The sequence below is a fragment of the Gordonia sp. Z-3 genome (assembly GCF_036233855.1).
GTDB classification, from domain to species: Bacteria; Actinomycetota; Actinomycetes; order Mycobacteriales; family Mycobacteriaceae; genus Gordonia; species Gordonia tangerina.
This window is the reverse complement of record NZ_JAZARS010000007.1, coordinates 260639-283133: the sequence shown is the minus strand read 5'-3', so window position 1 is coordinate 283133 and position 22495 is coordinate 260639. Positions and strand designations below refer to the sequence as shown.

Here is a 22495-nt window from a genome sequence, read left to right as displayed (position 1 = left end):
GCGGGGGAGTTCCGCGTGATCGATACCGCACATGCTTTTTCGTCCGATGGAACGATTGACCACATTCGATTAATGCTGATAACTTAACGGCGATAACCAAACGCTCCGGGGGGTAGTGATATGGCGAAGACGACGGCGCTGGTCCTACGCGCCCCGCGAGCGGTGCTCGCCGGGGCGGTGCTGTTGCTCGTGCTGGCCGGGCTGTATGGGGCGACGGCCGCGCAGCACCTGCTGTCCGGTGGTTACAGCGATCCGACGTCGGCCTCGGCCCGTGCCGACGAGAACTTGGATGACACTTTCGGTCGCGGTGGCATGCAGGTAGTGGTGAAACTCGATGGCCCGCCGGGTATGGACATGTCCACCGACGCGCACGCGCAGCAGGTGGGCAACTCCATCGTCGCCGAGCTCGCCGCCAAAAAATATGTGCAGCAACCGATCCTGTCGGTCTGGGGTAATCCGGAACTCGCGCCGGCGCTCGTCAGCGAGGACTCGTCGTCGGCACTCGTGATCGCCACGCTGGACGGCGGGGAAGAGGACGCCCCCGCCTATGCCAGTGAGATCGAAGAGCAGCTCACCGGTGACCGGGACGGGATCTCGGTTCGCGTGGGCGGGCAGGGGCTGGTGTTCAATCAGGTCAACGAACAGACGACGAGGGACCTGGCGATAGCCGAGGGGATTGCCATCCCGATCAGCTTCCTGGTGTTGATCGTGGTGTTCGGCGGTCTGGTCGCCGCAGCCCTGCCGGTGCTCATCGGGATCGTCGCCATCGTCGGGACCTTCGCGTTGCTGCGTGTCATCGCCGAACTCACCGATGTGTCGATCTTCGCGCTCAACCTCACGACGGCACTCGGTCTGGCTCTCGCCATCGACTACACCTTGCTCATCGTGACCCGTTATCGCGAGGAGGTCGCGCGAGGGTCCGATCGACCGGCCGCAATCGTGACGACGATGGCGACAGCGGGACGGACCGTGGCCTTTTCGGCGGTGACCGTTGCGCTGGCGCTCGTCGCGCTCGCGATCTTCCCGATGTACTTCCTGCGCTCGTTCGCCTATGCCGGCGTCGGTGTCGTGGTGGTCGCTGCGGCCGCCGCGCTCATCCTCACCCCAGCACTGCTGATGGTGCTCGGTCCGCGGGTGGATGCCCTCGATGTGCGGCGACCGGTTCGGCGGTTGTTCGGCCGCGCGGCACCGACACCGCAGCCGATCGAACAGACCCGCTGGTATCGGATGGTGCAGTTCGTGTTGCGCCACGCACTACCGGTCGCGCTCGTGGTGACGGCGATCTTGCTCGTCCTGGGAGCGCCGTTCCTGGGTATCCGGTTCGGGTTCCCTGACGATCGCGTCCTGCCCCCCTCGGCGTCGGCGCATGTGATCGCGCAGGAGGTCCGCGACGATTTCGCCCAGGATCTGTCGTCGACGGTGACGATCGTGGCCTCGGGTGTCGGGGATTCGCACTCGCTGTCTGGGTATGCCGGTGAGCTGTCCCAGGTGTCCGGCGTCGACTCGGTGACCACCCCGACAGGCACTTTCGTCGACGGACAGGCCGTGGGGCCGGGCTCGACCGGCGACCAGCGCGGTGACGTGTCGATCGTCTCGGTGGCGTCGAGCGCCGAACCGATGCGTGAAGACGGACGAGATCAGCTCGACGCGTTGCGGGCCGTCGAGTCACCGGATGGCGTGGAGGTGCTGTTCACCGGCCTCGCTGCGACGAACGCCGACACGGTCGACTCGATCTACGCGCATCTGCCATGGGTGCTCGGCTCTATCGCGGTGGCCACATTCGTGCTGTTGTTCCTGTTCACCGGCAGCGTCGTGCTGCCGCTGAAGGCGCTGGTGCTCAACATCTTGTCGCTCTCGGCGACGTTCGGTGCGATGGTCTGGTTCTTCCAGGACGGACATGCCGCCGGCCTGGGTACCACGGCGACCGGCTATCTGGTCGCGACGATGCCGGTCCTGATGTTCTGTATCGCCTTCGGCCTGTCGATGGACTACGAGGTGTTCCTGCTCGGGCGCATCCGTGAGGAGTGGCTCGCCTCGCAGCGCACACGGGCCGACAGCGATCACGCCGTGGCGGTGGGACTGGCCCGCACGGGCCGGGTGGTCACCGCGGCGGCGCTACTGATGAGCATCGTGTTCGCCGGGATCGCGGCATCCGAGGTGTCGTTCATGCGTATGTTCGGGGTGGGACTGACTCTCGCGGTCCTCATGGATGCCACCATCATCCGGATGCTGTTGGTGCCGGCGTTCATGCGGCTGGCCGGCCGGGCGAACTGGTGGGCACCGGGGCCGCTACGACAGCTGCACGACAGGATCGGGTTGTCGGAGGGACCCGGACCGGACGCGCCGGTCGCACGCCGACCATCGACACAGGAGCACAGTGCAGAGCATTCCGAAGAGGAGCAGATCACCCCGCGGATCGGGTGAACTGCTCGCCGAGGAGATCATCTCCTCGGCAACCGAGTTGCTGGTCGAGCATGGGGATGACGCAGCGGTGTCGATCCGCGCCGTTGCCTCGCGCGTCGGTGTGACACCGCCGTCGATCTATCTGCATTTCGCCGACAAGGACGCGTTGCTCGACGCGGTGTGTGCCCGCTACTTCGAGCAACTCGACGGCGAGTTCGCAGCGGTCGCCGCTGGGCTCGATGATCCGCTCGAACGCGCACTGCAACTGGGCATGGCGTACGTGCGGTTCGCGATGTCGACCCCGGTGCTCTACCGGATTGCGTTCCGGCAGTCGGAGCCCGGGTTGTCGAAGGTCGACGAGGTGCTCTCCGCGTCGGCTTTCACCCGCATCGCGGCGACGGTCGGTGAGCTCGCTGACGAGGGCTTCTTTCCGGAATCCGACGTCGGCGAGGTGGTGCTCGAGCTGTGGGCCGCGGCGCACGGTGTCGCGTCGCTGATGTTGGCAAAACCAGAGCTGTCCTGGGGCCCCGATCTCCGCCTGGCCGAGACGTTGCTGCGCTCGGTGTGTCTGGGGCGGACCACCCTGGGCATGCTCGGCCTGGACCTCCGGTGCGACGAAGCGCGCAGCTGGTTGGGTGCGTTGCGGCGTGTGCAGCCCTGACCGGGCGCCCGCGGGGAGCAGCAAGAGACGGTCCGGGTCAAGAGAAGGTAAAGTCGGAACCTGACGGCAGCTGTACACGTTGTCACTGCAGACGTCACCACAGACCAATCGAGCACGAAGGAGCACGTAGGTGCGAGAGAGCAGCAACCCGGTTATGCGCGGCGTGGTCCGCGATAACCAGACCGGCCCCGCCGGGTTCGGCGCCGGGACGGCCGCCGCCGGTCAGGGTGCCATGTGGAATCAGTACGGGCAGCAAGCCGACCCGTACACGCAGCAGGCGCCGTCGGTCAGCCGCCAGCTGACCATCGACGATGTGGTCACCAAGACCGCAATGACTCTGGGGGTGCTGACGATCTCCGCGATCGTCTCGTACTTCCTGGTGAACTCCAACGAAGCGCTCGCCACGCCGCTGATGCTCGTCGGCGCGCTCGGCGGCCTCGCCCTGGTCCTCGTCGCGACCTTCGGCCGGAAGCAGGACAACCCGGCGATCGTGCTCGGTTACGCACTGCTCGAGGGTCTGTTCGTCGGTTCCATCTCGTTTGTGTTCGCGAATTGGATGGTGTCCGGTGACACGTCGGCCGGAGCACTGATCGGGCAGGCCGTGCTCGGCACGTTCGGTGTGTTCTTCGGGATGCTGCTGGTGTACAAGGTCGGCGCCATCCGCGTCACCCCGCGCTTCACCCGCATGCTCTTCGCGGGCATGATCGGCGTCATCGTCCTGATGCTGGGCAACCTCGTGATCGGCTTCTTCAACGGCGGCGAGGGGTTCGGCCTGCGTGACGGCGGCCCGCTGGCGATCATCTTCTCGCTGGTGTGCATCGCCCTGGCGGCCTTCAGCTTCCTGCTCGACTTCGACGCCGCTGACCGGCTGATCCGGGCCGGCGCACCGGAGCGCGCCGCCTGGGGCGTCGCACTCGGCCTGACGGTCACCTTGGTCTGGCTCTACGTCGAGATCCTGCGTCTGCTGAGCTACTTCAACTCCGAGTAGGTCCGACCAGACCCTGCACAGCCGGGCCCCGCACTGTTGGTGCGGGGCCCGGCTGCGTGTCCGGCTCGGCGGCCGTATGGGAAACAGCGGGTCGCGCGCCACCACCGAGGTCAGCCCGGCGACCCGAGGCACGCAAAATGTTCTCGCATCACATCGTGTGGTCTTGGTAGCGTTCGCTCTCATGTGCTGAGCAGTCACCGGTCGGCGATGAATCGCGCCGGCCACATCGGTCAACACTTCATGCCGCACGAAAGGACCTCATCGGTGACTGCTGCTCACCCTCTACCCACACGTCGCGCCGACGCGCTCTCCCGACCCGACCTGTTGCTGATCACTGTTCTGCTGGTCGCGACATTCGTGGTCATCCTCAACGAGACCGTCATGACCATCGCCATCCCGGTGCTGCAGCGCGACCTCGACGTCCCGCCCAGCGTGGGTCAGTGGCTGACGACGGCGTTCATGCTGACCATGGCGGTGGTCATCCCGCTGACCGGGTTCCTCATCCAGCGCGTGGGAGCGCGCACCCTGTTCATCGTCGCGATGTCTGCGTTCAGCATCGGGACGGTGGTGGCCGGTCTCGCCCCGGGTTTCGAGATCCTGCTGGTGGCCAGGGTCATTCAGGCGGTGGGTACCGCGATCATGCTGCCGCTGTTGATGACCACCGTCATGACCGTGGTGCCCGAACATCGGCGTGGCGTGATGATGGGCAACATCTCCGTGGTCATCGCGGTGGCGCCGGCGCTGGGGCCGACGGTGTCGGGCTTCATCCTGGATCATTTCGGTTGGCGGTGGATCTTCGGTTTCGTCGCGCCGATCGCAGTGCTCGCGTTGATCGTCGGGGCGGTGTTGGTCCGCCCGGTCGGGGAGCGGGTGGCCGCGCCCATCGACTACCTGTCGATCCCGTTGGCCGTGTTCGGTTTCGGTGGTCTCGTCTACGGCCTGGCCGGGGTCGGTGAGTCGGCCGAGGCCGATGCCGCCGTGCCGGTGTGGATTCCGTTCACCGTCGGCGTCGTGGCGCTGACCGCGTTCCTCACCCGGCAGCTGGTGCTGCAGCGCAGCGATCGCGCTTTGCTGGATCTGCGCGTCTTCGGTTCCGCACAGTTCTCGTTGGCCATGGGCGCGATGGTGGTCGCGATGGCCACGATGCTGGGCACCTTCATCGTCGTCCCGTACTTCGCGCAGACGGTGCTGGGTCTGGACCCGCTGACCACCGGGCTGCTGACGCTGCCGGGCGGCCTGATCATGGGCTTGGCCGGACCATTGGTCGGGCGCATCTACGACGCGAAGGGTCCACGCGTGCTGGCGATCCCCGGCACCATGACGGTGAGCGCGGGTGTGTGGTTGCTCGTCGGCGTGAACCCGTCGACATCGCCGTGGCTGTTGATGAGTGCCAACGCGCTGCTGTGCCTCGGGCTCGCCGCCACGTTCACGCCGTTGATGACGCTGGGGCTCGGGTCGGTCGAGCCGCGGTTGTATTCACACGGCTCTGCCGTCCTGGGCACCTTTCAGCAGGTTGCCGGCGCAGCGGGCACCGCCTTGTTCATCACGGTGATGACGGTGGTGGCCACCGCGGATCAGGATGCCGGAATCGTCGAGGCCGAAGCGATCAGCCACGGTGTGCAGCGCGTGTTCACGGTCGCCGGGGTGCTCAGCTTCGTACTGATCGCGATCGTTTGTTTCGTGCGGAAGCCGCACGCGGTGGACGAGCCGGAATCCCACGCGACCGCCGATCTACCCGAATCGGTGGCCGTCGACCGCTGACCCGCGGTTTCTCTCTCCCCCCGGGTATGACCGAGCCCTCCACAAACGCGTGGAGGGCTCGGCCACTTCTGGGGTAAAAACCGTCAGCGGTGGGCTTGTAACCGCTCGCTCAGCTGAGCCGCTCGAGCACCATCGCCATGCCCTGACCGCCACCCACACACATCGACTCGATTCCGAAGGTCTTGTCGTGGGTCTGCAGGTTGTTGAGCAGGGTGGTGGTGATACGTGCGCCGGTCATCCCGAACGGGTGACCCAGAGCGATGGCGCCGCCGGACACGTTCAGCTTGTCGTGGTCGATGCCGAGTTCGTTCGCCGACCCGAGCACCTGCACCGCAAAGGCCTCGTTGATCTCCACGAGGTCGATGTCGGAGATCGACATCCCGGAGATGCGCAGCACCTTGCGGATCGCCTCGATCGGGCCGAGGCCCATGATCTCCGGCGACAGGCCGGTCGCGGCGGTCGCCACGACCCGCGCCAGCGGCGTCAGCCCCAGCTCCTTTGCCTTGGTGTCGCTCATGATGACCAGCGCGGCAGCCCCGTCGTTGAGCGGGCAGGCATTGCCCGCGGTGATGGTGCCGTCCGGACGGAACACCGGCTTGAGCTGGCTGACCTTCTCGTAGGTGGTGCCCGCGCGCGGGCCGTCGTCGGTGGTCACGCTCGTGCCGTCGGGCAGCGTGACCGGGTCGATCTCACGCTCGAAGAATCCGGCCTTGATGGCCTCTTCGGCGCGGTTCTGGCTCTGCACACCCCAGCGATCCTGATCTTCGCGGGAGATGCCGGTGAAACTCGCGACGTTCTCCGCTGTCTGACCCATCGCGATGTACACGTCGGGGATCAGGTCGTCTTGGCGCGGGTCGTGCCAGGTTCCGGCACCACCCTCGGCGGACTTCTCGGTGCGGGCCATGGCCTCGTCGAACACCGGGTTCTTGGAGTTCGGTGCGCCGTCGGCGCCACCGGAGATTCCGAAGCTCGAGACGCTCTCGACGCCACCGGAGATCAACACGTCGGCTTCGCCCGCCTTGATGGCGTGCAGCGCCATCCGGGTGGTCTGCAACGACGAAGAGCAGTAGCGGTTCACCGAGACCCCGGGGATGTGGTCGTAGCCGAGCTCGACCGCGATCACGCGCGCGATGTTGTAGCCGCCCTGGCCGCCGGGCTGTCCGATTCCCCAATGGATGTCCTCGATGTCGCGCGGATCGAGTTCGGGCACCTTGGCCAGGGCCGCGGCGACCATCTGCCGGGACAATTCATCCGGGCGGACGTCTTTGAGGGATCCCTTTCCGGCGCGACCGATCGGGGAGCGGGCATGGGCGACGATGACTGCTTCAGGCATGTGCGTTACGTTACTCCCCGGCCGTTACGCGGTCGTGAGTCCGGCCGAGCAGGTGGCGCACCCGGGTGATGATCCGACGCTGCTCCACGGCCTCGGACACCTCGGGGGGTTGCGGCAACGGTGTGGGGCCCCACTCATCGATGGCCGCAAGGACCTCGGGCAGCAGGATGTCGGCGGCCAGCGCGTATCCGGCCGCCGACGGGTGGTACTGATCAGGCGAGAACAGGTGCTCGGGTTTGGCCAGGAACTCACTGGCGAGTAGATCGGCCATCGGCACCGCACGTCCGCCTGCCGCTCGCACCGCACCCCGTTGGGCTGCGGCAAGCGAGAGTCCCCAACGGCGCAAGACGGTGCGCAACGGTTGTGGGATAGCAGTGATGACGCCCAGATCGGGACACGTGCCCACCACGACCTCCGCCTCCTGCGCCACCAGCAGAGCGACTGCCTCGCCGAGGCGCCGTGCCGAGGTACGGATGCCGTTGCGGGCGGTGACATCGTTGGCCCCGACCAGGATGACCGCGAGATCCGGACGCTCGCCGGTGATGAACATCGCGTCGATCTGCGCCGCCAACCCCTTGGACGTGGCGCCCACGATGGCTTTGTTCGCGTACCGGACGGTTTTGCCGGTCTCCGCGGCGACCCGCCGCGCCACCTGCACCCCCGGCGTTTCGTCGGCGATGTCGGCGCCCAGGCCCGCCGCGGTGGAATCCCCGAAGACAGCGAGGAACAGATCGACCGCGGCGTCGCGCGTGTAGCGGTGGGGTCCGGTGCCGTCGGGCCAGTAGATCCCGTCGCCGTTGGGGGCGTCGTCGGTGCGATGGGGGATCACCGTACGAGCTTCGGCCGCTTGACCGTTGAGATAGTTGTAGGCCGCCCACGAGGCGCCGGCGCTGGCCGCGGTCGCCGCCACCGTGGCGCCCACGTCACGCAGGATTCGGTTGCTGTCCATGCTGACCTGACTTGCGGGCGAACCGGTGAGTTGACCGGAGAAGAGACCGATGACACCTGCGCGACACGGCAGCCAGCTTAGTCCGAGTTCGAGTCGTTCCCATGCCTCTGGGACCATGGACACATGCGTATCGCTGATCACGTCGTGGATCTGGTGGGCGACACCCCGCTGGTCAAACTCAACTCGGTGACCAAACCCGGTTCGGGACTGGTTGCGGCCAAACTCGAATACCTCAATCCGGGCGGCAGCAGCAAGGACCGGATCGCGGTGCGGATGGTGGATGCGGCAGAGAAGTCCGGGGCGCTCAAGCCCGGTGGCACCATCGTCGAGCCCACTTCCGGCAACACCGGTGTGGGTTTGGCGCTGGTGGCTCAGCAGCGTGGCTACAAGTGCGTCTTCGTGTGCCCCGACAAGGTGGGTGAAGACAAGCGCAACGTCTTGCGGGCCTACGGCGCGGAGGTGGTGGTGTGCCCGACGGCGGTGCCGCCGGAGCATCCCGACAGTTACTACTCGGTTTCCGACCGGCTCGTCCGCGAGATCGATGGTGCCTGGAAGCCCGACCAGTACTCGAACCCCGCGGGACCGCAGAGTCACTACGAGACCACCGGCCCGGAGATCTGGGCCGACACCGAGGGCACAGTGACCCACTTCGTCGCTGGTGTGGGCACGGGCGGCACCATCACCGGCACCGGCCGCTACCTCAAAGAGGTATCCGACGGGTCGGTGCAGGTGGTCGGCGTGGATCCGGAGGGTTCGGTGTACTCCGGTGGCACCGGCCGGCCTTACCTGGTCGAAGGTGTCGGTGAGGACTTCTGGCCGAGCGCCTATGACCCGACAGTGCCCGACGAGATCATCGCGGTCTCCGACGCCGACTCGTTCGACATGACCCGACGCCTCGCACGCGAGGAAGGTCTCTTGGTCGGTGGCTCCTGCGGAATGGCCGTGGTGGCGGCGCTCCAGGTCGCCGAGCGGGAGGGTCCCGACGCGGTCGTCGTGGTGCTGTTGCCCGACGGGGGACGCGGCTATCTCGGCAAGATCTTCAACGACGAGTGGATGAGCAGCTACGGCTTCCTGCGTACCCCGCTCGACAGCAAGGCCAAGGAATCCCTCGTGGGTGACGTACTGCGCGGGAAGACGGGCGCGTTGCCCGATCTGGTGCACACCCATCCGCAGGAGACCCTGCGCGATGCCATCGAGATCCTGCGTGAGTACGGCGTCTCCCAGATGCCGGTCGTCGGCGCCGAGCCGCCGGTGATGGCCGGTGAGGTGGCCGGCGCCGTCACCGAACGCGACCTGCTCAGTGCGGTGTTCGAGGGTCGCGCCAATCTGGCCGATGCCGTCTCCGAGCACATGGGCGACCCGTTCCCACTGATCGGCTCGGGTGAGCCGTTGTCGGCGGCCACCAAGGCGTTGTCGGAGTGCGATGCGCTGATGGTGGTAGAAGAGGGCAAACCGATCGGCGTCATCACCCGGCACGATCTGCTGGCCTTCGTCAGCAGCCATCCGACCGTCGGCTGAGCCGGCCATCACCCGACCCGAGGAGCATCGAAGTGAGTGAACAGCGCAGCGCTGCGGATTCGTCTCGCTGGCAGGGGTTCTCCACCCAGGCCATCCACGCCGGGTACGACCCGGACCCGCAGACCGGGGCAGTCAACGTCCCGATCTACGCCAGTTCCACGTTCGCCCAGGACGGGGTCGGCGGGCTCCGTGATGGATTCGAGTACGCCCGAACCGGCAATCCCACTCGGCGGGTGCTCGAGGCCAACATCGCCGCTCTCGAACGTGGCACCTACGGGCGTGGTTTCGCCAGCGGCATGGCCGCCACCGATGCGTTGTTGCGCGCGACCCTGCGGCCCGGTGATCACCTGGTCATCCCGAACGACGCCTACGGCGGCACCTTCCGACTCATCGACAAGGTGTTCAGCCAGTGGGGTATCACCTACTCGGCGGCGCCGGTCTCCGATGTGGATGCGGTGCGCGCGGCGATCACGCCGGCCACCAAGCTGGTGTGGATCGAGACCCCCACCAATCCGCTGCTGAACGTGGGTGACATCGAGGCGCTCGCCGGGGTCGCCCACGAGGCCGGGGCGCAGTTGGTGGTTGACAACACCTTCGCCTCGCCATATCTGCAGCAACCGATCACGCTGGGCGCCGACGTGGTGCTGCATTCGACCACCAAGTATCTGGGTGGTCACTCCGACGTCGTCGGCGGTGCGCTGGTCACCAACAGCGAGGAACTCGACGAGGCGGTGGCGTTCCTGCAGAACGGTGCCGGCGCGGTGCCCGGACCGTTCGACGCATACCTCACCATGCGCGGCATCAAAACCCTCGCGGTGCGCATGGATCGCCACTGCGACAACGCCGAGAAGGTGGTCGATTTCCTGTCGTCGCACCCGAAGATCGACAGTGTGCTCTATCCGGGAATCCCGACACATTCGGGACACACGGTGGCCGGCAAGCAGATGCGTCGATTCGGCGGCATGGTCTCCGTACGGCTCAAGGACGGACAGGCTGCCGCCCAGGAGTTCTGCGCCCGCACCGAGGTCTTCACGTTGGCCGAGTCGCTGGGTGGGATCGAATCACTCATCGAGCACCCGGGAGCGATGACGCATGCGTCGACCGCGGGTTCGCTGTTGGAGGTGCCTGCCGACCTGGTGCGGCTGTCGGTCGGTATCGAGGACATCGCCGACCTGCTCGGCGACCTCGAGAACGCGCTGGGGTGAGGCGAGGGCCGCGGCCATGTTGACCGGTGCCGACGTCGACGACGCGGTGCGCGCGCTGTCCACGGTGATGCGACGCACGCCGCTGGTCGCCTCGCGGGTGCTGTCCGAACGGATCGGCTGCGACGTCTGGCTCAAGTGCGAGAACCTCCAGCGCACCGGGTCGTTCAAACCACGCGGGGCCTACTTGAGGATCTCCCGATTGTCGGCGGAGGAACGCGCCCGCGGCGTCGTCGCGGCCAGCGCCGGCAATCACGCACAGGGGGTGGCCTGGTCGGCCGCCGAACTCGGTATCCGTGCGCGCGTCTACATGCCGACCGGTGCCGCGCTGCCGAAAATCGCCGCGACCAAGGCCTACGGAGCCGAGGTCATCCTCGAGGGTTCCACCGTCGACGAGGCACTCGAGTCGGCCCGCCGGTACGCCGACGAGACCGGTGCGATTTTGATCCACCCCTTCGATCACCGTGACATCGTGGCCGGTCAGTCCACCGTCGGAGCCGAGATTTTGCAGCAGATGCCCGACGTGGACGCCATCGTCGTGCCGACCGGAGGGGGCGGGCTGCTCGCGGGGATCGCCTCGGCGGTCAAGGCGCGACGCCCCGAGACCACCGTCATCGGCGTGCAGGCGGCGCAGGCGGCGGCATGGCCGCAGTCGCTGGCCGCCGGCCACCCACTGGCGTTGGCGGCGATGAACACCATGGCCGACGGCATCGCGGTGGCCCGACCGGGCGACGTGCCGTTCGAGCACATCACCCAACTGGTCGACTCCATCGTCACCGTCAGCGAGGAATCGCTCAGCACCGCACTGCTGCTGATGCTCGAGCGCGCCAAACTCGTGGTGGAACCGGCCGGCGCCGCGGGCGTCGCCGCACTGGCGGCCGGGACCCTCGACCTGTCGGGCAAGGTGTGTGTGGTCGTCTCGGGCGGCAACATCGATCCACTACTCCTCAGCCATGTGACCACCCACGGACTGACCGCGGCCGGACGATTTCTCACGGTCACCGCGACGGTCTCCGACCGGCCCGGCGGTCTGATCGCCCTGCTCGAACTGCTCCGTGACCGTGGCGCCAGCGTCGTCGACGTGGTGCACTCTCGGGTCGCCGACGACCTGTACCTCGACGAGGTGCAGGTGACGGTCAGCGTGGAAACCCGCGGCCCCGAGCATCAGCGCGAGGTGCGACGCGCATTGGCCGACGCCGGTTTTTTGCGGGAGTGACGCCTCAGACCTGTGGTGACAGCGTCGAGAAGTGTCGGATCGTGTCGGTCTCGACGGTCTTAAACACCGTGGCCGCGGTCGGACCGGAGAAGGCCGTGACCGCCTTCGCCGACGTCGACAGCTCCAGCGCGAACGACCACACGAGCCGGCAGCCCACCTCGGCGGGGGAGATCTCGGTGAGCTCGCCGAAGCGCTTGAGGCCCGGGGTGGAGGCATTCTCGGCGTAGAAGGCGTTGCGGTACTCGCCGGTGTCGGCGTTCTCGTCCCAGACAAAGAAGTGCTCGTTCAACCCGGCGAATCCGGGCCCCAGCGCTGCCTTGCGTTTGGTGCCGACACCGTAGGGCGGGGGTGAGACGAACTCGATCGACTTGATCGCCCGACACCAATCCAGGGTGTGCTGTCGCGTCAGTTCGACCCAGGCTCGCCGGGGACTGACCGGAAGATGCACGTCGATGCGGTAGGTGACCGGGGCGTTGTCGAAGAAGTCGAGGTCGATGGACTCGAGTGGGTAACTGCGCGCCATGGCCTTCATTCATACACGGTCACCTCGGCTCACCGTGGCCGCTCGGTCCTTGCGCCGGTCAACGAGATGTGGCACCGATCCGACCGGGCGCTAATCTGGCTGGGTGTCTGACTCCGAGGCGCCGGCCCCCGACGCGGTCACCGTGATCGGCTTGCTGGGCCCGGTGGCCGTGGGCGTCGGAGCTCGCGATCCTGACACATTGGTGACGGTGGCAGGTGTGCGCGCCCGCCGTCTGCTGGCGTCGCTTGCGCTCGCGGACGGTCGAACACGATCGGCGGAACGGCTCATCGACGATGTGTGGACAGATGCGGCGCCCCGGTCTCCGATGTCGGCGCTGCACACCCAGATCTCGCGGCTGCGACCGCTACTCGGCATCGGCCGCCTGCAGGGTGGGGTCAACGGGTATCGCCTCGTCGACTGCCGAACCGACTGTGACATCGTCGCCGATCTGCTCGACGACCCGGACAGCGCGGCGTTGCATGCGGTCGCCAGGTGGTGGCGAGGCGTGCCCGGCGACGATCTCGGCGATGATGCGGGATCAGGTCTCACCGCCGAGATCCGGCGTCGCGCGGACGGATTGCGGTCGTCGCTCGACCAGCGACGCGTGGCGCGTGCACTGGCCGAGGGCGACTTTGCGGTGGCCCGCGAGATCGCCGACTCGCGTTGTCGCGCTGACCCATTGGACGAGACGGCGCATGTGGATCTGATGCGGGCGTTGGCCGGGCAGGGTCGGGTGGCCGAAGCCCTGGCGGTATTCACCCGACTGCGACGGACGCTGTCGCAGCACCTCGGAGTCGATCCGGGACCGCAGGCGATCGCACTCAACACAGACCTGCTGGCGACCGACCAACGCTCCGGCGACGCCGCGGCACCGGTGCCGCGGAGCCCGTCTGCTCCGCGGCGCGGGCACACCGTGGGGCTGATGGTGGACGCATCCGACCTCATCGGCCGGGACGGTGACATCCGCGAGATCGTCGATTTGTTAGGTCAGCACCGGCTCGTGACCGTGCAGGGGCCGGGAGGTGTCGGTAAGACCAGGGTCGCGCACCGGGTCGGCGCCGACCTCGCCGACACCGGGCGGCCGGTCTTCTACGTTCCGCTGGCCCCGGTCCGCAACGACGACGACGTGGTGGCCGCCATTGCTGCATCGTTGGGCGTCGGCGAGACCGAGATCGGCAGTGGTGCTCGACCGCGGGTGACGGTGGGCGACCTCGCCGATCGGCTCGTCGACGCGGTGCGCAGTCAGCGTGCGGTCATCATCCTGGACAACTGCGAACAGGTCGTGGGCAAGTGTGCGCGCGTCGTCGCCGACCTGCTGGCCGCCGAACCGCAGCTGTCGATCCTGACGACGAGTCGGTCGCCGTTGTTGCTGGCGGCCGAACAGATCTATCAGCTGCCGGTCCTCGATGTCGGGATCAGCGGTTCGGCGGTCGAGTTGTGCCGGCGGCGTGCGCGCGCCATCCGACCCGATGCACAGCTCCCTGCCGACGAGATCGCGCATCTGTGCCGGCATCTCGACGGACTGCCGCTGGCGATCGAGCTCGCAGCCGCGCGGATCCGGACGATGACGGTCGCCGAGATATCGCGCCGGCTCGGCGAACGATTCGCGCTGCTGCGCGGCACCGACCGCACCGCCCCCGATCGCCACCGCACCCTCTACGCCGTCATCGAATGGAGTTGGGAACTACTTGATCCCGACGCGCAGACGGCAATGCGCCGACTCTGCCGATTTCCGGCCGGTTTCACCGCTGAGGCCGCCGGGGTCGTCGTCGGACGATCGGGAGTCGCGCTCGACGACACGCTGGAGGCCCTGGTCAATCAGTCCTTGCTGAACGTGACCGAGTCCGATGGGCAGATTCGCTACCGAATGCTGGAGATGGTGCGGGAATTCGGCGAGGAACAACTCGGCAGGTGCGCGGATACCGACGAATCCGAGGTCGTCGACAGGGCGATGGCGCGGTGGGCGCGCCAGTTCGCCGACGCGGCCGAAGCGCGGACACGGGACGCGGTCGACGACCGGCTGTTGCGTTGGGTCGCACCCGATGTCGAGAACCTCGTATGGGTGTTGCGCCGGTCTGCCACCGCGGCGTCGGCGACGCGAGATCGGGAGGCGATCGACACCGTCGTGTCGGTCTTCCCGGTTCTCAGCGGATTCTGGATGGTCCGCGGCCTGCACGGTGAGGTCATGTCGTGGGGTCCGCGCATCCTCGCGGTACTACCGACACCGTCGGTCGACCTGAGTGACTCGATGCGGCGGCGTTGGCAGTTCACGGTGCTCGCGTCGATGGCTCATCTGCTGCTGCGGCGCGAGTACCGCTCGGTGGCCACCGGCCGCTACTACATTCGTCGCCTGCACCGGCCCGACCGGATCCATGACGAGCCGACCGAACTGCTCTCGGCGTGCGCATTGGCGCGTCACCCGCTCCAAGCCATGCGGTTCGTCTCCCGTGCCGCGCGGGCGAGCAATGATCAGGTGCGTACCGCGGCGCTGTCGATCCGGATGAATGTCCGGGAGAACTTCGGCAACCTCGATCAGGCGCTGTCCGACGGACTCTCGCTGCTCGTCATCGGTCGTGAACATCACAACTCGTGGATGTCGGGGATGACGCAGGTGACCATCGCCAGTCTCTACGGACAACGCGGCGGCTGGGACCGGGCCATCGGCTACTACCGGGACGGGATCGCCGATCTCGCGCGCCTCGGCGCCCGCGACGAGGAGATGCAGATCCGGTGCTACCTCGTGGCCACCCTCGTCGCGCTCGGGCGCACGGACGAGGCCGAGCGCGAGCTCGAGATCGCAGGTGACGGATGGCGGCCCGAGCACCCGGACCCGCAGGGCAATCCCGAGGTGATCGGGGCGATGATGCTCGGCTACGCGGAACTCGCCTTTGCCCGTGGCGACCACCAGGTTGCCGGTGAAATCTATTGCAGAGCAGCATTGCTCATCAAAACCAATCATCCGCTGGGTGCGCAGGATCCGGGGATGGTGCTGCTGTTGGGCACCGCGGTGGTCGGTATGGTCCGGGCCGGAGATGCCGCATCCGCCGAGGAGTTCGTGGAACTCCTCGGCGACGGCATCAACCAGATGTTCGGCGCTGCGGGATGGCAGGATCAACCACACGCCGGCGTGACCGCGATGGCTGCCGGGTATCTGCTGTGTGCGACCGGTCGCGCGGTCCCGCACGGGGCATGGCTACTCGCATTGGCGATGAGACTCGGTGCGCGCCAGGACTATCCGTCTCTGTACCAGGTGTACTCGACGATGGATGTGATCTCGGGCCGGACCTCCGGGGAGTGGCAGGCGCTCGTGGCCCGGGGTCGGACACTATCGCGGCGCCAGGCGGTGGACGAGGTCCGTTCCATCCTGGCGCCGCACCGTCGGTGATCGGGGATTCGGGTCAGGTGTTGCGCATGTAGGCGCGGACCGCGAGCGGGGCGAACACCAGGGTGATCACCGCCGCACCGAGCAGCGCCCACACCACATGGATGCCCACGTGGCCGTCCGCGGTCAGTTCCCGGACCGCGGTGACAAGGTGGCTGACCGGATTCACCTTCACGAAGCCCTGCAGCCAGCCGGGCATGGTGCCCACCGGCACGAAGGCATTCGACATGAACGTCAACGGAAACATGATCAGCATCGAGATGCCCTGCACCGCAGACGCCTTGCTCATCAGGCAGCCCATCAGGGCGAAGATCCACGAGACGGCGAAGCTGCAGATCATCACCAGAACCGCGGAGGCCACCACACCCCAGAAGTCGGGGCGCCAGCCCATGATGACGCCCATGATGATGGTGAGCACACTGGCGATCAGGTAGCGGATCACGTCGGCACCCAGCGCGCCCGCGAGCGGACTGATACGCGCGATCGGCAATGAGCGGAAGCGGTCGAAGACGCCCTTGTCCATGTCTTCGCGAAGCTGGGTTCCGGTCACGATCGAGGTCATCACCACCGTCTGCACCATGATGCCCGGGATGATGACCGGCAGGTAGGAGGCCACGTCACCGCTGATGGCCCCGCCGAAGATGTAGGTGAACATCAGCGTGAAGATGATGGGCTGGATGGTGACGTCGAAGAGTTGCTCCGGGTTGTGCCGGATCTTGAGCACCCCGCGGTAGGCCATGGACAACGACTGGCGGATCGTCTCGGCCAGTGACACCGATGTCTTCGCCTGCGGCCGAGCGGATGTGGTGGTGATCGCCGGGGACGTCCCGGATTCGATGGTGGTGGTCATCAGGCGACCTCCTTGCGTTTTGCGGCGGACTCCGCGTCATCGGCGGGTTTGCCGGTGATGGTGAGAAAGACCTCGTCGAGACTGGGCTTCTGCACGGTGATCTCGTCGATGTCGATGCCGCGCTCGCGCAGCGCGATCAGCACATCGGGGACGAGGTCGGATCGGGTCAGGCCCGCCGATATGCGCGCGGCCTCGGGGCTGAGGATGGGCGTCTCGCCGAGCACCGATGCCACGATCTCGCAGGCGGAAGCCGCGTCTGCGCGGTCACTCGGAACGAGTTGCAGAGTGTTGGCGCCCACTGATCGCTTGAGTTCGTCGGCGGTGCCGTCGGCGATCACCACTCCATGGTCGATCACTGCGATGCGGTCTGCGAGCTGGTCGGCTTCGTCGAGGTACTGGGTGGTCAGCAGCACGGTCGACCCCTGGCTGACCAGGTTGCGGATGGTGGACCACATCTGGGCGCGGGTGCGCGGATCTAGTCCGGTGGTCGGCTCGTCGAGGAACAGCAGTGGGGGAGTGTCGATCAGACTCGCCGCGAGATCGAGTCGGCGGCGCATGCCTCCGGAGAAGTTCTTCAGTGGCCGATTCGCGGCTTCGGTCAGGGAGAACTCTTCGAGCAGCTCGTCGGCGCGAGCGCGCGCGGCGGGGCGTGCGAAGCCCAGCAGGCGGGCGAAGAGGACGAGATTCTGCGCGGCGGTGAGATCTTCGTCGACCGACGCGTACTGGCCGGTGACACCGACCAGGGAACGGACGGCGACGGCGTCGTCGACGACGTCGTAGCCGAAGACCTTCGCCGAGCCGGCGTCGGGGCGCAGCAAGGTGGCGAGCATGCTGACCGTGGTCGTCTTGCCGGCCCCGTTGGGCCCGAGCACGCCGTACACCGAGCCGGTGGGTACCGCCAGATCCACTCCGTTGACGGCGCGGGTTGCTCCGAAATGTTTGACCAGTCCGCGGGCGTCGATCGCCAGGCCGGTCGAGGTCGAGGTTGTCATGCCGACGAGAGTGCCCGCCGGCTCTGTCGTGCGACTTGCGTCGGCTTGCACGCCGGTCACGGCATGGTGACGCCTGCTGTCGTGAGCTGTCGGGAAGCCGCGCTGCGCTGGGCGATGAAGGCCACGCCGAACAACATCATCGGGACCAACAGGTAGCCGAACCGACCCACCGGTGCGAGGAGGAAGAAGCAGGTGAACCCGGCTGCGGTGAAGGTGGCAGCCGAGGAGAACGAGCGCGGCGGACGCCTCAGCACACAGACCGCCAAGATGATCGCGCAGGCCACGAGCAGGATCATGTCGGCGTTGCGTCCGGCGGAGCCGAAGGAGGCCAACAGGACCCCGGGCATGGGGCTGTGTGCCGGTGTCGGGATGGGGCCGCGACCGGTCGGGAATTCGAGGACCTGGGCGATCGTGTCGGACACCGACAGGAAGGCCGGCAGTCCGAACACCGCGGTCGCCGTCGCGAACCATCCGGCGAATCTGAGGGTCACCGCGCGCGGAAAGCGAGTCACCAGCAGGGCGATGACGATCGGCACGCTCAGCAGCGCCACCCATTTGATGGCGACGGCGGCTGCGATGGCGATGGCGCCCATGCGTGGGCGTCGGGTGGCCACCGCAGCCAGCCCGAACAGCAGCAGGCCTGCCAGCGGCAGATCCACGCCGCTCGCACACATCTCCAGTGCGATGGTGGGCGACGCGATCAGCAGCACGGCGACGTGGCTCGCGCTTCGCGAGTCGACCCGGAGAAGGCGGATCGATCCCCAGATGCCCGCGATGGCGATGGCGGCACACCAGATCCTCGGGTCGCCGACGATCTGCCATGCGCTCTGTGGATCCAGCCCGCTCCGGGTCAACACTGCTGCGGGCAGGCCGAACACGGCCATCACCGGCAGGTAGGGGTTGACGTCGGTCACCGAGGTCGCGTCGTGGACGTACGGGATGCCGTGGGTGAGAAGCAGGTTTCCCGAGCGGGAGACCACGGCGATCTCGTCCTGCATCTGATGATGACCGGTCAACAGTGTGACGAAGGGCACCAGGACGGCTCCGGTGACCGCGGCAACACGCGCCAGTCGTACCCGGGGTACCCGCATCGAGGCGGGCATCATCGAGAGTCCCGCAGCGGTGCCGTAGCCGATCGCGGCCGAATGCGCCCAGGTGATGTGGCTGTCCAGCCCGGAGACCCGGAACAGTATGTAGGCGGTCACCCCGAAGGCGAGATAGGCCAGTGCTTCGGGGCGGTGTCGGGCGGTTCGTCGCAGGAACTCGCCGCATCGGGGCCGGTGACGTCCGTCGGCCACCGATTCGATTGTTTCGGCCCGGTCCGGCCGGATGTCGTCCGCCACGTGAATCCCCCAGGGTTTACTCTGGGGTACCACTTAGTTGTACCTAGCAACAACCGCTGTTGGTCGAACGTTCACCGATGGGGAGGCCATGACCGCAACGGCGCAGGAGGACGTCACCACTGAGCGGTCGGCACCGGCCGGCCTGTGGTTTCGCCTGAATCCGACGCTGACCAGGGTTCGGGGATACCTGTCGCAGCCTCGCTGGTGGCTCGAGATCGCCCTCATCTGGGTGATCTATCAGACGTACTCGTTCGTGCGGAACCTCGGCGGCAAGGATTCCGCGCCTGCCTTCGCCAACGGAACGGCCATCGAGGACCTCGAGAAGCGCCTGTTCATCGGTATCGAGCAGCCGGTGAACCACTGGGTCAACGCGAATCGCTGGATCGCCGATCTCAGTGCGCTGCACTATCACACGCTGCATTGGTGGGTGACCATCGGCGTGGCGGTGTGGCTCTATTGGACCAACCGGCCGGGCTATCGGCGGGCGTCGCTTGTGCTCGCGTTGACCACCCTGATCGCGTTGGCCGGGTTCTATCTCATCCCGACCGCGCCGCCGCGCATGTACGACGGGTACCACGATGTGATGGCGCAGACGGCGACCTGGGGCTGGTGGGAGACATCGGGTTCGCCGGGGCCCGAGTCGATGACCAATCAATTCGCGGCCATGCCGTCACTGCATTGCGGGTGGGCCATCTGGGCGGGTCTGATGATCGTGCTCTATGCACGACGGCCCTGGGTGCGGGTGCTCGGCGCCGTGTATCCGTTCACCACTTTCTTCGTCGTGGTGGGAACCGCGAACCACTACATCCTCGACATCGTCGCGGTGGCGGCGGTGATCGCGGTGGCGATGGTGATCGTCTACGCGCCCTGGCGTCAGGCGGCGGGCGCCGTACTGCGCAGGCCGGCGTCGTCGGACGCGCCGGCCCCGAACGCCCCGTCGGCCCCATCCATCCCGGCCGGCAGGTCAGAGGCGTAGCGGATCACCGCGCGCACCGGCCCGAGTCGGCGTTCGGTGGTCATGATCGCCCCGGCGAGTTGGTCGGGGTCATCGACGTCGGCGACGAGGGCCACCGTATGTCCGTTGTTGCCGAGCATGAACGGGACGACGGCAGAGTACTGACTGCCGACCACGCCGAAGGGGATGTCGTGGGCGAAGAGGGCTCGAGCGTGGTCGAGGACGGCCGGATCGTCGTCGACGACCACCAGTGCTACATCGGGACTGCGTGTGTTCTTTCTCATGGTCCAAGGATGATGCCGCAGGTTGGAGACCAACTCTGCCGTTGCTGTGAGGTGGCTGTGGATGCCTCGGTGGCCTGTGGATGACGTCGCGGCGACGCTGGTGGATGGGGCTAGGTTTCCGGTCCATGGGACGCAACCGGAAATCAACACCGCATGGTTCGAATTCTGGTCTATAACTGGCGGCGCATCGGGGAGGGCGCAGCTCTCGCCGGACACACACCACAGCGGCCGGTGCCGAGACATCGTCTCGACACCGGCCGCCGTGGTGTGGACCGGTACTGCGCCCGGTCAGCTGTGGTATGGCTCGGCGCTGAGCAGCGTCACCTTGACGACGGCGCCGCTGGGTACCGTGTACTCGCGTGTCTCGCCGACCTTGGCGTCGATCAGTGCAGCGCCCAGCGGGGAGCTCGGCGAGTAGGTCTCGATGGAGCCGTCCTTGGCGCTCTCCTCGCGGGTGGCGATCAGGAAGGTCTCGGTGTCGCTCTCGTCACCGTCGTAGTAGACCTTGACCACCGAACCCGGCAGCGCGACGCCCGACTGGGTCGGTGCCTCGCCGACTTTGGCGTTGTTCAGCAGTTCCTGGAGCTGGCGGATACGTGCTTCCTGCTGGCCCTGCTCTTCACGGGCCGCGTGGTATCCACCGTTCTCCTTGAGATCGCCTTCTTCGCGACGCTCGTTGATCTCGGCAGCAATGACCGGTCGGTTGGCGATCAAGGAATCCAGCTCGCCCTTGAGGCGGTCATGCGACTCCTGGGTCAGCCACGTCACCTGTGTGTCGGTCATCGGTTACTCCTTTGTGTTGTCCGCGCCCTCAGCACATTTTTGACCTGGGCATATGGACTGCTCTAAATGCAGCAACACGACCCCTCGCGGAGCCGTGTATTTACCGAGGATACCAGTCGTTGAGAGCTAAAGCACATCCGAAGTTTGCGAACGTGCCTCGTTCAGCGCTTGCTGATAGCTCGGTTCGCGCTTCTTCAACCACCCCACGACGAGATAGGTCAGCGGCATGATGATGATCTCCACCAACGTCTTCCAGACGAATCCGACGATGGTGTAGTTGATGAAATCGCCCCAGGTGGAGATGCCCAGCGCGGTGGCCGCGATCGAACAGAACACCAGCGTGTCGGCGAACTCACCGACCACCGTGGAACCGAGTAGACGTGCCCACAGATGGCGTTCACCTGCCCGTTCCTTCATCTTGACCAGCACGAACGAATTGAGGAATTCCCCGGCGAGATAGCCCGCGAGGCCGGCGAGCAGGAACTGGGGTACCACTCCGGCCACCGTCCGGAACGCTTCCTGCCCCTCGTAGAACTCGGCGGCGGGCAGTTCGATGGTCAACCAGAAGCAGAGTGAGGCGATGGCCAGCACCACGAAGCCGGCCAGGATGGCCCGGCGCATCGCGCGGAAACCGTAGACCTCGCTGATGACGTCGCCGAGCACATACGCCAGTGGGAACAGATAGAACGCGCCGTCGGTGACCAGACCGTCCATCTGGATGGGGCCGAGCGAGACATGCAGCCAGTCGTCGAAGAGAATGACGCCCTTGGTGCCGGTGATGTTGCTGATCAGCATCACGCCGACGAACATCGCCAGCAGGTAGGCGTAGTACGGGCTCGACAGGGTGGCGAACACCGCCCGGTCGCGGAGCTTCTGCGTCACGGTGTCGAATCCGTGAGGTAGGCGGGTACATCCGCGGTGCAACCGAATACCTCGCCGATGACCGGTGGTTTGGAGGTGGTGACCTCGGTTCGCATCCCGACCTGAGTCTGCGTCCCACCCGGGATCAGGATCTCGCGGCGACCGGTCTCGTCACCATCGATCGAGCGACCACGCACCACGCACGCCACGGGACTTCCCGGATCGGCGCGGGTCACCGTGAACTGGACCGCGACCGTGGACTCGTCGATGAGGTCGTATCCGGTGGCCTCACCGGACACGTCGGGCGTGGCGAACCGCGAGTAGCCGAGGATCGCGAGGCCGACGCCGGCGGCCACCACCAGCACCGAAAGTGCGATGAACCAGTTCCGCCGACTCCGTGCCGACTGCGCTGCCGGATAGGTGGCGCGCGGCCCACTACGAGGGGGCTCGGCGTCACCTGTGCCGGTGCCCCCGTCTGAACTGTTCACGCG

Annotated in this window: 19 protein-coding genes; 9 read left to right on the top strand and 10 right to left on the bottom strand. The window is 66.8% G+C overall.

From position 1 onward, the window contains the following. The first annotated feature begins 120 nt into the window (after nucleotides 1–120). From VX037_RS10740 to VX037_RS10725, 4 genes are all read left to right on the top strand, one after another. Complete coding sequence (locus VX037_RS10740; protein WP_328714147.1) at nucleotides 121–2424, top strand: MMPL family transporter; 2304 nt, start codon at nucleotides 121–123, stop codon at nucleotides 2422–2424. Beyond that, nucleotides 2378–3064 carry a TetR/AcrR family transcriptional regulator gene (locus VX037_RS10735; protein WP_235723639.1) on the top strand — a complete coding sequence of 229 codons (687 nt, stop codon included), beginning with the start codon at nucleotides 2378–2380 and terminating at the stop codon, nucleotides 3062–3064. Before VX037_RS10740 ends, VX037_RS10735 begins: the two co-directional genes overlap by 47 nt. Nucleotides 3065–3194: 130 nt before the next feature. Then, nucleotides 3195–4052 carry a Bax inhibitor-1/YccA family protein gene (locus VX037_RS10730; protein ID WP_266059634.1) on the top strand — a complete coding sequence of 286 codons (858 nt, stop codon included), beginning with the start codon at nucleotides 3195–3197 and terminating at the stop codon, nucleotides 4050–4052. A 240-nt stretch (nucleotides 4053–4292) separates the two neighbouring features. Further along, a complete protein-coding gene (locus VX037_RS10725; RefSeq protein ID WP_372475000.1) occupies nucleotides 4293–5813 on the top strand; it encodes an MDR family MFS transporter in 1521 nt (506 codons plus the stop codon). Nucleotides 5814–5922: 109 nt separating this feature from the next. Here VX037_RS10725 and VX037_RS10720 read toward each other — a convergent pair whose 3' ends face one another. Continuing rightward, nucleotides 5923–7146, bottom strand: coding sequence for an acetyl-CoA C-acetyltransferase (locus VX037_RS10720; RefSeq protein WP_235723642.1), 1224 nt, complete (start codon nucleotides 7144–7146; stop codon nucleotides 5923–5925). A 10-nt stretch (nucleotides 7147–7156) separates the two neighbouring features. Beyond that, entirely contained in the window at nucleotides 7157–8095 is a 939-nt protein-coding gene (locus VX037_RS10715; protein WP_266059898.1) for an SGNH/GDSL hydrolase family protein, read from the bottom strand. A gap of 123 nt (nucleotides 8096–8218) precedes the next feature. On the opposite strand from VX037_RS10715, the gene VX037_RS10710 reads away from it, so the two are divergent. From VX037_RS10710 to ilvA, 3 genes are read left to right on the top strand one after another with little or no spacing between them, the layout of a single operon-like run. Then, a complete protein-coding gene (locus VX037_RS10710) occupies nucleotides 8219–9613 on the top strand; it encodes a cystathionine beta-synthase (protein WP_266059633.1) in 1395 nt (464 codons plus the stop codon). A 32-nt stretch (nucleotides 9614–9645) separates the two neighbouring features. After that, complete coding sequence (locus tag VX037_RS10705) at nucleotides 9646–10818, top strand: cystathionine gamma-synthase (RefSeq protein ID WP_266059632.1); 1173 nt, start codon at nucleotides 9646–9648, stop codon at nucleotides 10816–10818. 16 nt (nucleotides 10819–10834) lie between these two features. After that, nucleotides 10835–12031 carry a threonine ammonia-lyase gene (gene ilvA / locus VX037_RS10700; protein ID WP_266059631.1) on the top strand — a complete coding sequence of 399 codons (1197 nt, stop codon included), beginning with the start codon at nucleotides 10835–10837 and terminating at the stop codon, nucleotides 12029–12031. Between the two features lie 4 nt (nucleotides 12032–12035). On the opposite strand, the gene VX037_RS10695 is transcribed toward ilvA, so the two are convergent. Continuing rightward, the gene (locus VX037_RS10695) at nucleotides 12036–12554 is read right to left on the bottom strand and encodes an SRPBCC family protein (protein WP_266059897.1); all 519 of its coding nucleotides are present in this window, start codon (nucleotides 12552–12554) and stop codon (nucleotides 12036–12038) included. A gap of 103 nt (nucleotides 12555–12657) precedes the next feature. Here VX037_RS10695 and VX037_RS10690 point away from each other — a divergent pair, with 103 nt between their 5' ends. Further along, nucleotides 12658–15939, top strand: coding sequence for a BTAD domain-containing putative transcriptional regulator (locus tag VX037_RS10690; protein WP_328714145.1), 3282 nt, complete (start codon nucleotides 12658–12660; stop codon nucleotides 15937–15939). A 13-nt stretch (nucleotides 15940–15952) separates the two neighbouring features. Here the strand turns inward: VX037_RS10690 and VX037_RS10685 are convergent, their stop codons facing one another. Genes VX037_RS10685 through VX037_RS10675 form a run of 3 tightly spaced genes read right to left on the bottom strand, consistent with a single transcriptional unit; the run spans nucleotide 15953 to nucleotide 19121 of the window. After that, the gene (locus VX037_RS10685; protein WP_266059628.1) at nucleotides 15953–16786 is read right to left on the bottom strand and encodes an ABC transporter permease; all 834 of its coding nucleotides are present in this window, start codon (nucleotides 16784–16786) and stop codon (nucleotides 15953–15955) included. After that, nucleotides 16786–17778, bottom strand: a complete 993-nt coding sequence (locus VX037_RS10680) for an ATP-binding cassette domain-containing protein (protein WP_235723649.1) — start codon at nucleotides 17776–17778, stop codon at nucleotides 16786–16788. Before VX037_RS10680 ends, VX037_RS10685 begins: the two co-directional genes overlap by 1 nt. A 56-nt stretch (nucleotides 17779–17834) precedes the next feature. After that, on the bottom strand, nucleotides 17835–19121 hold the full coding sequence (locus VX037_RS10675) for a hypothetical protein (RefSeq protein ID WP_235723650.1): 1287 nt from the start codon (nucleotides 19119–19121) through the stop codon (nucleotides 17835–17837). Nucleotides 19122–19209: 88 nt separating this feature from the next. Here VX037_RS10675 and VX037_RS10670 point away from each other — a divergent pair, with 88 nt between their 5' ends. After that, a complete protein-coding gene (locus tag VX037_RS10670; RefSeq protein ID WP_235723651.1) occupies nucleotides 19210–20097 on the top strand; it encodes a phosphatase PAP2 family protein in 888 nt (295 codons plus the stop codon). On the opposite strand, the gene VX037_RS10665 is transcribed toward VX037_RS10670, so the two are convergent. The 4 genes from VX037_RS10665 to VX037_RS10650 all read right to left on the bottom strand — a co-directional run bounded on the left by VX037_RS10665 (nucleotide 19995) and on the right by VX037_RS10650 (nucleotide 22492). Further along, nucleotides 19995–20360 (bottom strand): hypothetical protein, encoded by a 366-nt coding sequence (locus VX037_RS10665; protein ID WP_235723652.1) that lies wholly within the window; start codon nucleotides 20358–20360, stop codon nucleotides 19995–19997. The two genes, VX037_RS10670 and VX037_RS10665, sit on opposite strands and share 103 nt — an antisense overlap. Nucleotides 20361–20648: 288 nt before the next feature. Beyond that, the gene (gene greA, locus VX037_RS10660; RefSeq protein ID WP_160903146.1) at nucleotides 20649–21143 is read right to left on the bottom strand and encodes a transcription elongation factor GreA; all 495 of its coding nucleotides are present in this window, start codon (nucleotides 21141–21143) and stop codon (nucleotides 20649–20651) included. A 126-nt stretch (nucleotides 21144–21269) separates the two neighbouring features. Then, on the bottom strand, nucleotides 21270–22025 hold the full coding sequence (locus tag VX037_RS10655; protein ID WP_235723653.1) for a queuosine precursor transporter: 756 nt from the start codon (nucleotides 22023–22025) through the stop codon (nucleotides 21270–21272). Continuing rightward, nucleotides 22022–22492: a DUF4307 domain-containing protein gene (locus VX037_RS10650; protein ID WP_235723654.1), complete on the bottom strand. Its 471-nt coding sequence runs from the start codon at nucleotides 22490–22492 to the stop codon at nucleotides 22022–22024. Before VX037_RS10650 ends, VX037_RS10655 begins: the two co-directional genes overlap by 4 nt. Between the last annotated feature and the right edge of the window lie 3 nt (nucleotides 22493–22495).

Excerpts from the sequence above, each read along its gene's own strand:
- VX037_RS10680 (WP_235723649.1), bottom strand. The coding sequence starts at position 17,778 with ATGACAACCTCGACCTCGACCGGCCTGGCGATCGACGCCCGCGGACTG.
- VX037_RS10670 (WP_235723651.1), top strand. The coding sequence starts at position 19,210 with ATGACCGCAACGGCGCAGGAGGACGTCACCACTGAGCGGTCGGCACCG.
- ilvA (WP_266059631.1), top strand. The coding sequence starts at position 10,835 with ATGTTGACCGGTGCCGACGTCGACGACGCGGTGCGCGCGCTGTCCACG.
- greA (WP_160903146.1), bottom strand. The coding sequence starts at position 21,143 with ATGACCGACACACAGGTGACGTGGCTGACCCAGGAGTCGCATGACCGC.
- VX037_RS10695 (WP_266059897.1), bottom strand. The coding sequence starts at position 12,554 with ATGGCGCGCAGTTACCCACTCGAGTCCATCGACCTCGACTTCTTCGAC.
- VX037_RS10725 (WP_372475000.1), top strand. The coding sequence starts at position 4,293 with ATGCCGCACGAAAGGACCTCATCGGTGACTGCTGCTCACCCTCTACCC.
- VX037_RS10720 (WP_235723642.1), bottom strand. The coding sequence starts at position 7,146 with ATGCCTGAAGCAGTCATCGTCGCCCATGCCCGCTCCCCGATCGGTCGC.
- VX037_RS10665 (WP_235723652.1), bottom strand. The coding sequence starts at position 20,360 with ATGAGAAAGAACACACGCAGTCCCGATGTAGCACTGGTGGTCGTCGAC.
- VX037_RS10710 (WP_266059633.1), top strand. The coding sequence starts at position 8,219 with ATGCGTATCGCTGATCACGTCGTGGATCTGGTGGGCGACACCCCGCTG.
- VX037_RS10740 (WP_328714147.1), top strand. The coding sequence starts at position 121 with ATGGCGAAGACGACGGCGCTGGTCCTACGCGCCCCGCGAGCGGTGCTC.
- VX037_RS10685 (WP_266059628.1), bottom strand. The coding sequence starts at position 16,786 with ATGACCACCACCATCGAATCCGGGACGTCCCCGGCGATCACCACCACA.
- VX037_RS10715 (WP_266059898.1), bottom strand. The coding sequence starts at position 8,095 with ATGGACAGCAACCGAATCCTGCGTGACGTGGGCGCCACGGTGGCGGCG.